This window comes from Enterovibrio nigricans DSM 22720, from assembly GCF_900167155.1.
In the GTDB taxonomy this organism is placed as follows: Bacteria; Pseudomonadota; Gammaproteobacteria; order Enterobacterales; family Vibrionaceae; genus Enterovibrio; species Enterovibrio nigricans.
Genome location: NZ_FUXU01000030.1, coordinates 36,831 through 49,775 on the forward strand (window position 1 = coordinate 36,831; position 12,945 = coordinate 49,775).

The following is a 12,945-nucleotide window of genomic DNA, read 5'->3' on the forward strand; positions in this document are numbered from 1 at the left end:
CCTTCATGTCCACTGGACAGTGACGTTGATAGGGAAAGCAGAGGACAAAGAAGCAGAGACGGTGCAATGCTTCTTGAAATTCCGTTCGATTGAAGCGCGGTTCTGACTGCTTAAACCGCCTCCATCGCTTGCCGTAATCGTCACATTTATTTCTCTGATACGCGGATAGCCCTCTTCGCCTTTATGTACCGTAATTTGTGCGTCAGTGACTATGCAGCCTTCGTGCGTCTTGGCACCGTGAAAGCGCATATGCTCCAACAGTGATGCTGACAAACAATGCCCTACAGCACTTCCAAGTAACGCAGGCGTTGATGGCCCGCTGTTGTTACCCACAGGATCAGGTTCATCACTTAAATAAGGTTCACCCGCTTGGTTGCCATGCTCACTGGCGACATTTTTGAACAGGTAATCCGTTTGATAGGTCAGCTGCACATCGAACAATCGGGTGTCTAGCGACTTCAGTTCCATACGCGTTCATTCCTTGTATTAGGGAGGTTAAAAGCAACAGCATCCAAGTTCTCTGTTGCCGAAGGCAGGTGGTTACAGGCACTGATGGCAGTCACTCTCCCATCTTTCATATCGACTCGGGCGGTGCAGGCTTCCAAGCAACCGTCCAACCGATGAGAGGCCATCAAAATCGTGGTGCCTGATTGCTGGCGCGCCAGCAGAATTTCGTTCACTGTCTGAACGTTGGCTTCATCAAGTGCAGACAAGGGCTCGTCCATCAACAGCAGATCTGGATCCCCAGCCAACGCGCGTGCAATTGACACACGCTGTTGCTGACCACCGGAGAGCTCGGACGGATAGCGATTCGCAAACTGAGCGATAGCTAACTCTTCCATTACCGACAGGGCCTTTTGCTGTTTTTCCTGCAATGTGCATTTTTCGCGGCATTCGAAACCCATGCAGACGTTTTCCAACGCGGTGAGCTGCTCAAATAGGGCCGGTGTTTGAAAAACAGTGCCCGTTCGCGTACCCGGGCAGCACTCCCATTTGCGACACCAACAATCCACTGGCACACCAAACTTCAGAGCCTGACCACTGCTGAGCGGCGTTAAGTTATTCAATACACTTAACAGTGTCGATTTACCGCATCCGCTGGGGCCCACCAACATGTACCACGCCCCTGTCGGGACGGAGAGATTGATACCATTTAACACAGAGACCGATTCCTGCGCCGCAGGCGCGGAAAACCAGCCACTTAATATTCCGGATGTTGCGCCTGACACAATACGCACCTTGGCATCTTGAAGAAGCAAAGCCGGCTTCGAGAGATTAGGGCTAGGCAATGACTGACGTGAAAACATTGGCATCTCCCCGATTAGCCTTGAGGCCAAACCTCAATACGGTTTTCCAATGGCATAGGCGTTTCACTGTCAGGCCCAAACCAGCGATTGTAGATAGTCAGGTATTCACCGCTGGATTCAATTTCCTGTAGGGCTCGATTAATGGCGTCTCGCATCTTGCTGTCATTTTCAATCACACCAAGGCCATCTTGCTTCATACCGATCGCCTCACCGCTCAGCACCGTCAACTCCGGATTCGGTTTGGCGTAGCTCGCCAGCACTTCCGCATCTTCTGCCCAACCATCAATCTTTCCAGACAGCACGGCATTCATCGCTATATGCTTACTACCAAACTCAATAATGTCTTCTTCATTGACCGGATGACCATTTTTCTCCAGCCAGTGCTTCCAGTTACCAATGGAATGACTGCCACGGTTCATACCCACCTTCTTTCCCACCAGATCGTCCAGTGATTTCGCACCGTCTTTTCTTACCAAAAAGGTTTGCGCCGACCAGAAATAGGTTTGTGAAAAATCCACCGCATCATCCCGCTTCCATGTGTGGCTCATTGACGCCGCCGCCATATCAATCTTGCCGTTTTGCAGGTAAGTAATACGGGTGATTTCATCAACCGGAACACGCGTCATTTTGACACCCAATTTATCGGCAACGGCGTTGGCAATATCGACATCAAATCCCACCCATTGCCCTGCGCCATCAATAAAGGAATGGGGCGGGTTGTCCTGACGGATACCAACGATAATCTCACCCCGTTCTTTTACCTTGTCGATAACCGAGCCGTTTTCCGTTGCTTGGGCCGGCGAAAAGAAAAAAGCCAACCATGCGGTGATGAAAAAGGCAGTTCTTTGGAACATAAACTCTCCTTAGTTGATGCTTCGGGTCATTGTGTACGTTGACCGAAAGACGGTGTGACGCAGCCCCTCACCAACAAGGTTCAGTAGCTGCACGTTGAAAAAATAGAGAGCGGAACAAATCGCAAAAATGGTCAGCCAATCAGAAAGGCGATAAGCGCGGCTAGCGAGTAAATTTGTTAGCGCACTCAACTCCAGCAATCCAATCAATATGACGATGCTGGTGTCCTTAAACAGCGAGACAAAATGGGTATGCATCGCTGGGAAGCTCTTTTTAAATACCCAGTAGGCGCGAAATCGGGCGTAACGGGCCAGAAGCCCGAGCTTCAACACATCCTCTACCCGCACCAAACTTTCGGGGTACAAGTGAAGATACTTGGCAAAAATGGGCACCAGGTGCGACATGGAATAAAGCGTCAATGCCAGAATGCCTTTTGTGAAGGTCTCTAACGGCAGAAAAAAGTCGATAGTGAAAATAATCACCAAGGGCGGTATAGCCCTAAGCAACGCAAAACTGGCACCTGCCCCCACCTGTGAAAACTGACGTTTGCTACATACGCAGACCAACACATAAGAAAGAGGCACTGATAAGGCAATCGTGGAAAGAAACAAACACCATGTCAGCACAAGACCTCCGGGCTGTGCATGAGGCAAGCCTATCAACATCTTCTGAGCAATCTCCAAGCCGCCTTCCATACGCTACTGTCCCCTACCCTGCACTGCTCCCTAGGGATGAGAGTCGTGTAAAGAAATCCATATATTCATTATATCGAGATATACCGATATATGGATTTCAATTGTGAGACCAGAGAAAATGGTTCATTGGCTCAATGGGTTATGAAACTGTGTGTTTTTGGTGGCAGCATGTTAGTATTCAACTAGCCACACCTCCGATGTGTTGATAAAGGTGCGATTTACAACACGCATAGATGTGGATGTAATTTGTGACGCTTACTCATTGACTCTCGGTCTGACTATTATTCACAGAAACCTCTATAACTATGAATTCAGAAGAATCAGCAAAGATATTCGCTGCGCTTGCGCAGGAAACAAGACTGGATGTGTTTAGGCTTCTGATCAAAGCCGGGGGAAAAGGCTTATCTTCTGGTGAGGTAGCCGAACGATTAAGCATCCGCCAAAACACTATGTCTACTAACCTCTCGATCCTACACAATGCAAAACTGGTACGTCGAAAACGGTCGGGACGCATGATCCATTACTCTATCAATATGGAAACCATCGGCATACTTCTTACCTTTTTGCTAGAGCAGTGCTGTGGGGGTGAAAGTGATATGGTAAAGGACTTGGTAAGTAGCCTACAAAGCGGATTCAGTCAGTCAGACTGAATGTCCCTTTCACATCACGTCGGCGTTTAAGCCGTTTAACAAGCTGATTCCCCGCTATGTGAATGGTGGAGCCCAGTAGCATAAACAGCAACGTAGCAAGCGCAAGATAAGGGATAACCAGCGCCGTCTCGATAACGCCCGTACGCATAGCAGCAAAAATACCAGAAATCGGAAACATCGAGATAAACGCCGTATTGTGAAGATGGTGAACCAGTCTGGCTGATACGGTTGGGATAAGCGCTGGCGCACACTCAAGGAAGATGAGCTTTACCCGTACCCATACACTGGGATGAAGCGTTACCATGTACTCCATCGTGTCAGGTTTGATGGTCGAAATCGCCGCTTCAATGATTTTTGCCAAATGCCCAGAACTGGAAAACGCCAACCCAACGACAATAAAAACAGCAGTCACGCTAAAACCCCAAGCCACTCCGGGAATTGCACCTTCAAGATCCAATCCAGAAAAATAAGGCGCCAGCCCTATGTTCCCCATTAAAAGCACAAACACCACAGTCGGCACGCCACGGGATACTTCGATGAGCAGCCCTGCTATCACGCGCACTAAAATAGATTGGCTTCGACCGCAAAGCACATAGATCAGGGCAAACAGTAAACTGAATGTCGCCGATGACACAAAAAAAAATATTGTCGTTACGGTTGGCTCAACAAAAGACGCCAACAATATACGCAGTTCATTACCTGCCATTTTATTCCGTTTCACTCATCAATTTGGTTCACGCGAACAGCTGATAAATCAGTCCCCATGCAAAAGAACCAACAAGCGCGAAGCCGACATAGAAGATAACAACCTGAATACGCGCAACTGCCACAACTGCAATCATTGCAGGAATAGAGGTAATACCGCCCGCAATCAGAAATGCCATTCCTGCTCCTGGCTGCATGCCCTTATTAATAAGCTCTGCGATAAGTGGTACTGCAACATAGCCGTTGATATACGCAGGGACACCAATAAGGGTTGCCCAGAGGATCGGCGCTTGCGTATCTCCGCCAAAAGACGATGCTACCCATTCGGTCGGCACGTACGCCACAAGCAAGCTTTCAAGCAAAAAAGCGAACGCCAGCCACTTCAACAGCAACAACATAATATTGGTGGCTTTTTCGATGAACACTGCCTTACGCGGTGCTTCTTCCCAGAATCGCCATACGGGTTTATCCGTTTGGGTTAACGTCGTGGTATCGCCTGTCACTGATGGTTTTAGAGGGTTAAGAAGATAGCCCGCTCGCTGAGCAAAATATACCGCCCACCCCGCGGTTAAACCCAATACTATGGCGCCAAGCGCTTTGAGCGTGGCAAACTCCCAGCCAACTATGCCAGCCGTAAGAAGATACATAACGGGGTCTATAACGGGGCTTGCTATCCAAAACGCCATTACAGGTGCTAACGGCACACCCATAGCCAACATGGCGGCAATCAAGGGGATCACGCCACAAGAGCAAAATGGTGACAATGCGCCAAACATCGCAGCTGTCACAATGACAACGGCTTGACGCCCTTGCAGCGCATTGGCAATCAAACTGTCTGCCTGCGTGGCCGAGACATACGCATAAATCAGTGACGACGCCAGAATAAAAGGGACGATTAATACAAACGTGTCGCCCATAAACCGAAGTGAAATGGCAAATTGTTGCGGATCTATCACTGCGATTAAAAGTAGCGTCAGTAAAAAAACCGTCCAAACCGGCTCCAGAAACGTCCGGTGATAGCCAAAATTAATCAGCCCAGAAACAATACTGGCCATACATACCCCCTCCCTTGAGTTCACTTTTCATCATTCATTACCTACTATTCAATATATCAAGAGAAATGGATATGTCAGGAACACCGAGATGTTTTTAACCAGGCTGCTCAATAGTGAGAAGGTAAGAAAGAGACGGCCAACGTTGCTTTTGAGGGCGTTATTGTTTGTCGTTTCAGTCAATGTCACTCCGCTCACTTTGGCTGAATCACTCTCTGGAGAAATCTCATTTGGCTACCTGCAATATTGGGAACACCGCGACGGGTTTGCGCCCAACCAGACACAGATAGACATCATTCCACGCATTCGGACAGATATGTCGGATGACGTATTTTTGATTTTTGAACCCGGCCTCAGGGCCAGAAACCGCAGTGACGACTCGCCATTTTTTGCCCCTTACAAAAGCCGTCTCGTTGCTTATCTCGCACAATGGGAAATGACGGTGGGATACGACATCGTATTTTGGGGAGCAAGTGAAGGTGCACAAATTCTCGACATTCTGAACCAACGAGATCTCGGCTCTGACTTCAATGGAGACACCAAGCTAGGTCAGCCACTCATCAATCTATCTGGGTATATCGGTGATGGACTGGCAACCTTCTACTACCTTCCCTACACACCCAAGCGGCGATTTCGGGCAGACACAGAGCGACTCTCATCAGGGTTTTCGATTGACAGTGACAATACGTACTGGCAAGACAACCAGAACGCCTACTATCCCGGATTTGCAGCGCGGTATGCCTACTCGTTCGACGCTGTTGATATTGCCTTGGTGGGTTTTCATGGTATCAACCGTGAACCCGCCTTTTTGCTCGATGCTGGCCAGTTTTCGCCCTTGTATACCGTCGGAACACAAATGGGGCTCGACATACAATGGGTTACGGGAAATCTACTGACCAAAGTTGAAATCCTGAATTCTTCAAAAGCACCCACTCAACAAGGTCATTTTGAGGAAACAACGCAGTATGTCGTTGGGGGCGAGTACAGCATGTTTGATGTATTCAGTAGCGGTATTGACGTGAGATGGGTGGGTGAATACAGCAACAATACGTTAGGCGATGCCTTGCTGTCTCTCTATCAACACGATGTATTGTTGGCCATGCACACCTCATTCAATGACGTGGATGCGACTGCGTTAAGCCTTTCTCTGCTTCATGATGTCGACCACCACAGCAATATTTTGGAAGCAACACTGACTCGGCGGATCAACCAGAACGTCGAATTGGCAATTTCCCTATTCGATTTTTCTGGTATGTCGCCCGCTGATTTTTTCTTTGGGCTGGAAACAGACAACTACGGTGAAATGACTGTCACTTACTACTTTTAAGTCAGCGGCTCACTATCACGCTTTCCCGCTCTGACAATGAAAGTCCATGCAGCAAAAGCCGAAAATTAGACGCCAATTTTACGCCTACCTCAATTTGCGCGGGCTGTCTGATTAAATACAAAAACGGCCCGATCAATTGGTCGAGCCGTTTTCGAAACAGAGACGTTCAAATTGCGTTGAGAACAGTCTGTTTAGGGAGATGCTGAGGCTTAGTCGTTCAGAGCACGAACCAGCGCAGCAATACCTTCCCAATCACCGTTGTCCATCATGTCGGTTGGAACCATCCAAGTACCGCCACACGCCAGAACAGATTTGATTGACAGGTAATCTTCCACGTTCGACAGGCTAATACCACCTGTCGGCATGAAGTTTACTGGGTAAACAGCGGTCAGTGCTTTCAGCATGTTAACGCCGCCTGAAGGCTCAGCAGGGAAGAATTTCAGAGTACGCAGACCCATTTCCATTGCTTGTTCAACCAGACTTGGGTTGTTAACACCCGGTACGATTTGCACGTTACGCTGTTGGCAGTATTTCACGGTAGTTGGGTTGAAACCCGGGCTAACGATGAAATCCACACCTGCATCGATTGCAATGTCTACTTGCTCAGTGGTCAGCACAGTACCCGCACCAATCAGCATCTCTGGGTATGCGTCACGCATGATACGGATGGACTCTGCAGCCGCTTCAGTACGGAAAGTCACTTCAGCACATGGCAGACCGTTTTCCATCAGTACCTTCGCCAGAGGCAGCGCGTGCGCTACGTCGTTGATTGCGATTACCGGTACAATACGGATTTCTTTTAGACGTTGTTCGATGGTTTTCATAAATTACCCTTAAAGAATGAAGCTCAATACTGCAACAATGATGAATGCGATACCGCCCAGAAGCGTTTCCATTACAGTCCAAGTTTTCAGTGTTGTTTTCTCATCCATGTCTAGCAGACGAGATACCAGCCAGAAGCCAGAGTCGTTAAAGTGTGACAATACGGTAGCACCACCCGCGATAGAAATCACGATGAAGCACAGATCCAGCTCGCTCAAGCCTGGGGTTGCAGCAACGACAGGTGCAATCAGAGCAGCAGTCGTGGTCAACGCTACAGTTGCAGAACCTTGCGCAACACGTAGACAGGTAGAGATGACGAATGCCGCTACAATCACTGGCATGCCAGTGTCAGTCAGTGCACCCGCAAGCGCATCACCGATACCGCTCGCACGAAGAACACCACCGAACATGCCGCCCGCACCTGTTACCAAGATTACGCCACAGATTGGAGCCAGTGAATCACCACACAGTTTTTCCAGTTTCGCCATGCCGTAGTCTTTTGCGAATACCGCCAGACACACAAGCAGAGTGATCAGAAGTGCTACCGGTGTTTTACCCAGCATACGTAGGAATTCTACTAGCGGGGTTTTACCGTCAATCACACCAGCTACCGCTAGAGTATTCAGGCCAGTGTCCAGACAGATCAGCAGTACAGGCAGAACCAGAATGGTCATTACTGTGCCAAACTTAGGCAGTTTCTTCTCATCAACGATGTTGTCGCTGTTGAAGAACGCTTTTGACAGTGGAATGTTGAATTTCTCACCTGCGTACAGACCGAACAGGTAAGCACCCAAGTACCAAGTAGGAATGGCAACCAGAATACCAACCATCAGCAGCAGACCAATGTTTGCGCCAAGGAATTCAGCCGCGGCAACAGGACCTGGGTGCGGCGGTACAAAACCGTGCATTACGGCAAATGCACCCGCTGAAGGCAATGCGTATTTAATTGGAGAGCCACCAAAACGAGCAGCAACGCTCAAGATGATTGGCATCATTACAACCAGACCCGCATCGAAGAAAATTGGGAAGCCAAATAGCAACGATGCAACACCCAGTGCGAAAGGCGCACGTTCTTTACCGAAACGACCAATCAGCGTATCTGCCAGTACTTTCGCACCACCAGTCACTTCAAGGATCTTACCAATCATTGCACCTAGACCAACCAGAAGTGCAACAGAGGCTAACGTGCCACCGAAACCACCCATCATGGTAGGAACAACTTGTTCAGAAGTTACGCCAGTGGCGATTGCAGTTACCAAACTTACGATAGTAAGTGCAGAAAAAGCATGAATTTTTAATTTAATAATCAATACTAGCAACGCAGCGATTGAAAGCACTGCAATGGTCAGTAGGAATGTAGGGTCAGAGGCTTGGGCTAGCTGATCCATGAGTTCACCTTATCTAAATTGTAGTTTGTGTGGTAGTTCACATTTATCTAAGTTACCGGTAACATGAATAAGATAAACCCATATTTTCAAGTGATGTCAAAAAATGGGATCACGCGCAAGTTTGGTGAATGAGGAAATTATGGCAGGTAGTAGTGTCATCGTGATGGGCGTATGCGCATCAGGCAAAAGCACAATTGGTGAGAACATCGCGAAGAAGATGAACCGCAAGTTCATTGACGGTGACGACCTTCACCCACGCGCAAACATCCAGAAGATGGCGTCTGGTCAACCACTGAACGATGACGACCGCATGCCGTGGTTGGAGCGTATCCGCGATGCAGCATTCAGCCTTGAAAGCAAAAACGAACACGGTGTGATCGTGTGCTCCGCACTGAAAAAGAAATACCGTGACCAAATTCGCGAAGGTAACGAGAACGTGACCTTCCTATTCCTAGACGGAAGTAAAGAACTGATCCTTGATCGTATGCGTGCACGCTCTGGGCACTTCATGAAAGAAAACATGGTGAACAGCCAGTTCGAAACACTCGAACACCCAGCCGGCGAAGCAAACACCCTTGTAATTAGTATTGACGGCACAATCGACGACGTAATTGAACGTTCGGTTATCGCCCTACAAAAGAAAGAAGAAAACGCATAATGACACACCAAATCGTCATCGACGTAACCCAGCGTCTCATCGAGCGCAGTAAAGAAGCGCGTGCTGCATTTTTTGCGCGCACCAAAGCACAGGCAGACATCGGGAAAGCAAGCAAAAGCCTGACGTGTGGCAACCTTGCACACGCGGTTGCCGCATCTTGTGCGACTGAAAAGAAACGTATTCTAGATTTCACGCATGCTAACGTTGCGTTGATCAGTGCCTACAACGACATGTTGAGCGCACACCAGCCATACCAGACTTACCCAGATCAAATTAAGAAGACACTGGCTGAATACGGCCACACTTCACAAGTGGCGGGTTGTGTACCGGCAATGTGTGATGGCGTGACGCAAGGTCAAGCGGGCATGGACATGTCTTTGTTCTCTCGTGACCTGATCGCGCAATCTACTGCGCTATCGCTAAGCCACAATGTGTTCGACGCCACTCTGCTTCTGGGAATCTGCGACAAAATCGCACCTGGACAGTTGATGGGTGCACTGGCGTATGCTCACCTTCCAACGGCGTTTGTACCAGCAGGTCTGATGCCTACCGGTATCAGCAACGAAGAGAAAGTTGACGTTCGCCAGAAATACGCAGCAGGTGAAGTCGGTAAAGACGCGCTTCAAGATATGGAATGCCGCGCTTACCACGCACCGGGTACCTGTACTTTCTACGGCACAGCAAACACCAACCAGTTGGTATTCGAAGCAATGGGTCTGATGCTGCCAGGTTCTGCGTTCATTCACCCTAACACTGATCTGCGTACCGCATTGACTGATTACGCATCGGTGAAAATCGCATCCATGACGGCAGGCACGGAAAACTTCCGTCCACTTTCTGATGTAGTGACCGAGCAGAGCCTGATCAATGGTGTTATTGCCCTTCTGGCTTCAGGTGGCAGTACTAACCACACCATCCACATGCTGGCTGTTGCACGTGCTGCAGGCATCCTGCTGACATGGCAAGACATCAGCGACCTGTCTGAAGTGGTACCTCTTCTGGCGCGCGTATATCCAAACGGCCCAGCAGACATGAACGCCTTCCAAGAAGCTGGCGGCGTGCCTGCGCTGATGAAACGTCTGGACGAAGCGAATCTTCTTAACCGCGACGTGAAACCCGTGTTCGGCGACTTTGAAGGCCAAATGACGCTGCCTGCGCTGAACGATGGCAAAGTTGAATGGACAGCTATCGAAAACAGCCTGAACGCAGACGTTATTGCTGCGGCTGGTGAAGTATTCCAAAGCACGGGCGGTACCCGCGTGATCAAGGGTAACTTGGGTACCGCCGTTGTTAAGGTGTCAGCGGTTAAAGAAGACCAGCGCATCATCGAAGCACCAGCAGTGGTATTCACATGCCAGCATGCGGTTGAAGCGGCTTACAAACGCGGAGAGTTGAACAAAGACTGCATCGTGGTTGTCACTCACAATGGTCCTGCTGCGAACGGTATGCCAGAACTGCACAAACTGATGCCAATTCTAGGTAACATCCAGAAAGCAGGTTTCAAAGTTGCACTGGTGACTGACGGCCGTCTTTCTGGCGCATCGGGTAAAATCCCTTCTGCTATCCACCTGTCGCCAGAAGCGCTTCGTGGGGGTGCAATCGGTCTGGTACGTGACGGCGACGTACTAAGCCTAAACTGCCAAACGGGTGAGCTAAACAACTTGGCTGACATGTCTGGTCGCGAAGCGATTGAATTGGACACTGAATCTCTGCAAGAGACTTGGGGTCGCAATATGTTCCGAGTCATGCGTCATGCAGTAACCAGCGCGGAAGAAGGTGCGAGCTTTATCGTTTAATACCGATAAATGTCATAGAACATAAAAAGGGCGGATTGATATCCGCCCTTTTTATAGCATCTCGCGTAAACAGAAGTATTACAGACTCGCCATTACCGCGTTGTAATACACTTCTGGCGTGGCTTCGTTTGCAACGACTTTACCCGCTACATCCGCGCGAACAGAAGCAATAACCTGTGGTTGCGCTACGTCTTCAACATCCAGAATTTCAAGCATTGCTGTCAGGTGAGCACCTGAGCCTTGAGACGTTTCTTCAAGCACTTTGTCGAAGTTATCTTGAATAAACTGAGCCGCTTTCACTTCACTACCTTTACACGTATCTTCAGATGAGATTTTTGAAGAAACCGCCGTCGTACCCAAATCCCAAATAACGTTTGAGATCGCAGCAGCTGTACCATTATCTTCAAAAATCATCGCGCCGATACCGCACTGCGTCCAAGGATTAAAATCGTTACTCTCTGCTGCCATCGCCTGACCAGCGAAAAGCGTACCTGCTGTAACAGCCACTAAAGTCCATTTGTTCATTGTAATCACCAATATAGAGAAAAGTTAACGGCGTACTCAAACACCTCGTCATAGCGAACGGATGTTCTAAAATCAACGCTTCGATTCGCAAACAAACGCTGCTCCCATACGAGGTAGTTTTTGTGCTCCGCACTATCATTTACGTAAATTTGACTGCCTAGTTTTATCGAGCTTGCCCAATATGGGGAGGCAGTCACTATTCCCCCAATCTCAATACCGCTCAATACGTTTGCATTTTTAAATGTGTTGATCTGCAGTTCCCCGGTAGCCGCAGCGTAGCCAGCAAAACCGTCAAGGAACTCCCAGCCTTTTCCTATCAAACCGCTCACATAAACGTCAGAACAGTTCGCGCAATCCAAGCGTGTAGGTCTGTACCCCGCGGACACCCCCCACGCATAGCGTTTATCGTCAGGCAGTCCTGTTTGCGAAACATTCAAGTTCAAAATATCGAACAATGTAAACTCACGTAATTGCCACCTGTCTTCGTCGATTCCATAGAGAAGCCGTAGATCAAACGTATTGAGTTGAGAGTATGGAATTCTCGCCGCATTGAGATTCAACAGATCGTAATAGTTCGCCTTAAAGCGAAATTCCAGCCCTTCACCAAATGCGCCGTTATATAAAGGCGAAACCTGTAGCATAGCTGTATTTTGAGAATGATGAGGCGGGGATTGTTCGAGAACGGACAATTGAGTATCCCCGGGCGGCAATAAAAATCGTTTTGTTAATAATATCCTTCTCTTGTTCGCTTGCTCTTTCGTTAATCCACTATTTTTCACATCAACAAATGCGTAATAATCATAAAGTGTGTCGATGATTTTTTTTGCCGATTCTTCATCGTGCTTGTCTAAAATAGAAGAGATATATTCAGCATGTCGTTGGCTTTGTTGCTTAAATCGATGGAACTAAATCTAGAAGCTACGATCTGATCGGCTACACCCATCAATCGTCGTAGTCTCATGTCTAAACCTCGTTACAAAACAACTAACTGGAAGCAGTACAACAAAGCCTTAATCAACCGTGGTTCTCTGACCTTTTGGATTGATGAGGAAACGATAGCTGAGTGGAAACAAAACAAACAAGGCAAGCGTGGTAGACCTCGCCGATTCAGCGACTTAGCCATTACTACCGCACTGATGGTGAAACGCATTTTCTCTATGCCATTGAG

General features: G+C 48.5%; 15 protein-coding genes. 5 read left to right on the forward strand and 10 right to left on the reverse strand.

Annotated elements, in window-relative coordinates:
- Positions 1-3: 3 nt before the first annotated feature.
- The 4 genes from B5D35_RS12180 to B5D35_RS12195 are packed head-to-tail and all read right to left on the reverse strand — an operon-like array spanning position 4 to position 2,854.
- Complete coding sequence (locus B5D35_RS12180) at positions 4-468, reverse strand: OsmC family protein (RefSeq protein WP_078752847.1); 465 nt, start codon at positions 466-468, stop codon at positions 4-6.
- Positions 459-1,307, reverse strand: a complete 849-nt coding sequence (locus B5D35_RS12185) for an ABC transporter ATP-binding protein (RefSeq protein WP_078752848.1) — start codon at positions 1,305-1,307, stop codon at positions 459-461. Before B5D35_RS12185 ends, B5D35_RS12180 begins: the two co-directional genes overlap by 10 nt.
- 14 nt (positions 1,308-1,321) lie before the next feature.
- Positions 1,322-2,161, reverse strand: a complete 840-nt coding sequence (locus B5D35_RS12190) for a transporter substrate-binding domain-containing protein (RefSeq protein WP_078752849.1) — start codon at positions 2,159-2,161, stop codon at positions 1,322-1,324.
- A gap of 9 nt (positions 2,162-2,170) precedes the next feature.
- Entirely contained in the window at positions 2,171-2,854 is a 684-nt protein-coding gene (locus B5D35_RS12195) for a hypothetical protein (RefSeq protein WP_078752850.1), read from the reverse strand.
- Positions 2,855-3,159: 305 nt separating this feature from the next.
- On the opposite strand from B5D35_RS12195, the gene B5D35_RS12200 reads away from it, so the two are divergent.
- The gene (locus B5D35_RS12200) at positions 3,160-3,504 is read left to right on the forward strand and encodes an ArsR/SmtB family transcription factor (protein WP_078752851.1); all 345 of its coding nucleotides are present in this window, start codon (positions 3,160-3,162) and stop codon (positions 3,502-3,504) included.
- On the opposite strand, the gene B5D35_RS12205 is transcribed toward B5D35_RS12200, so the two are convergent.
- Complete coding sequence (locus tag B5D35_RS12205) at positions 3,488-4,210, reverse strand: hypothetical protein (protein ID WP_078752852.1); 723 nt, start codon at positions 4,208-4,210, stop codon at positions 3,488-3,490. The genes B5D35_RS12200 and B5D35_RS12205 overlap by 17 nt on opposite strands.
- Before the next feature lie 28 nt (positions 4,211-4,238).
- Entirely contained in the window at positions 4,239-5,264 is a 1,026-nt protein-coding gene (locus B5D35_RS12210) for a permease (protein WP_078752853.1), read from the reverse strand.
- Positions 5,265-5,352: 88 nt separating this feature from the next.
- Between B5D35_RS12210 and B5D35_RS12215 the strand changes: the two genes are divergently transcribed.
- Positions 5,353-6,588, forward strand: coding sequence for a hypothetical protein (locus tag B5D35_RS12215; RefSeq protein WP_078752854.1), 1,236 nt, complete (start codon positions 5,353-5,355; stop codon positions 6,586-6,588).
- Between the two features lie 209 nt (positions 6,589-6,797).
- Here B5D35_RS12215 and B5D35_RS12220 read toward each other — a convergent pair whose 3' ends face one another.
- Together B5D35_RS12220 and B5D35_RS12225 are read right to left on the reverse strand one after the other, a co-directional pair.
- A complete protein-coding gene (locus B5D35_RS12220; protein WP_078752855.1) occupies positions 6,798-7,412 on the reverse strand; it encodes a bifunctional 4-hydroxy-2-oxoglutarate aldolase/2-dehydro-3-deoxy-phosphogluconate aldolase in 615 nt (204 codons plus the stop codon).
- A 9-nt stretch (positions 7,413-7,421) separates the two neighbouring features.
- Positions 7,422-8,798: a GntP family permease gene (locus B5D35_RS12225; RefSeq protein WP_078752856.1), complete on the reverse strand. Its 1,377-nt coding sequence runs from the start codon at positions 8,796-8,798 to the stop codon at positions 7,422-7,424.
- Positions 8,799-8,937: 139 nt separating this feature from the next.
- On the opposite strand from B5D35_RS12225, the gene B5D35_RS12230 reads away from it, so the two are divergent.
- Together B5D35_RS12230 and edd are read left to right on the forward strand one after the other, a co-directional pair.
- On the forward strand, positions 8,938-9,456 hold the full coding sequence (locus B5D35_RS12230; RefSeq protein ID WP_078752857.1) for a gluconokinase: 519 nt from the start codon (positions 8,938-8,940) through the stop codon (positions 9,454-9,456).
- A complete protein-coding gene (edd, locus tag B5D35_RS12235) occupies positions 9,456-11,252 on the forward strand; it encodes a phosphogluconate dehydratase (RefSeq protein WP_078752858.1) in 1,797 nt (598 codons plus the stop codon). Before B5D35_RS12230 ends, edd begins: the two co-directional genes overlap by 1 nt.
- A gap of 78 nt (positions 11,253-11,330) precedes the next feature.
- On the opposite strand, the gene B5D35_RS12240 is transcribed toward edd, so the two are convergent.
- Positions 11,331-11,777, reverse strand: a complete 447-nt coding sequence (locus B5D35_RS12240; protein ID WP_078752859.1) for a DUF3015 family protein — start codon at positions 11,775-11,777, stop codon at positions 11,331-11,333.
- A gap of 5 nt (positions 11,778-11,782) precedes the next feature.
- A complete protein-coding gene (locus tag B5D35_RS12245) occupies positions 11,783-12,466 on the reverse strand; it encodes a DUF7840 domain-containing protein (RefSeq protein ID WP_139367759.1) in 684 nt (227 codons plus the stop codon).
- A gap of 270 nt (positions 12,467-12,736) precedes the next feature.
- Here B5D35_RS12245 and B5D35_RS12250 point away from each other — a divergent pair.
- On the forward strand, positions 12,737-12,945 hold a 209-nt coding region (locus B5D35_RS12250), incomplete at its 3' end, for a transposase (RefSeq protein WP_170915173.1).

What these genes read in the sequence shown, in the direction of transcription:
- B5D35_RS12185 (WP_078752848.1), bottom strand. Translation starts at nt 1,307, where the DNA reads ATGTTTTCACGTCAGTCATTGCCTAGCCCTAATCTCTCGAAGCCGGCT.
- B5D35_RS12195 (WP_078752850.1), bottom strand. Translation starts at nt 2,854, where the DNA reads ATGGAAGGCGGCTTGGAGATTGCTCAGAAGATGTTGATAGGCTTGCCT.
- B5D35_RS12220 (WP_078752855.1), bottom strand. Translation starts at nt 7,412, where the DNA reads ATGAAAACCATCGAACAACGTCTAAAAGAAATCCGTATTGTACCGGTA.
- B5D35_RS12240 (WP_078752859.1), bottom strand. Translation starts at nt 11,777, where the DNA reads ATGAACAAATGGACTTTAGTGGCTGTTACAGCAGGTACGCTTTTCGCT.
- B5D35_RS12225 (WP_078752856.1), bottom strand. Translation starts at nt 8,798, where the DNA reads ATGGATCAGCTAGCCCAAGCCTCTGACCCTACATTCCTACTGACCATT.
- B5D35_RS12205 (WP_078752852.1), bottom strand. Translation starts at nt 4,210, where the DNA reads ATGGCAGGTAATGAACTGCGTATATTGTTGGCGTCTTTTGTTGAGCCA.
- B5D35_RS12230 (WP_078752857.1), top strand. Translation starts at nt 8,938, where the DNA reads ATGGCAGGTAGTAGTGTCATCGTGATGGGCGTATGCGCATCAGGCAAA.
- B5D35_RS12200 (WP_078752851.1), top strand. Translation starts at nt 3,160, where the DNA reads ATGAATTCAGAAGAATCAGCAAAGATATTCGCTGCGCTTGCGCAGGAA.
- B5D35_RS12210 (WP_078752853.1), bottom strand. Translation starts at nt 5,264, where the DNA reads ATGGCCAGTATTGTTTCTGGGCTGATTAATTTTGGCTATCACCGGACG.
- B5D35_RS12215 (WP_078752854.1), top strand. Translation starts at nt 5,353, where the DNA reads ATGTTTTTAACCAGGCTGCTCAATAGTGAGAAGGTAAGAAAGAGACGG.
- edd (WP_078752858.1), top strand. Translation starts at nt 9,456, where the DNA reads ATGACACACCAAATCGTCATCGACGTAACCCAGCGTCTCATCGAGCGC.
- B5D35_RS12190 (WP_078752849.1), bottom strand. Translation starts at nt 2,161, where the DNA reads ATGTTCCAAAGAACTGCCTTTTTCATCACCGCATGGTTGGCTTTTTTC.
- B5D35_RS12180 (WP_078752847.1), bottom strand. Translation starts at nt 468, where the DNA reads ATGGAACTGAAGTCGCTAGACACCCGATTGTTCGATGTGCAGCTGACC.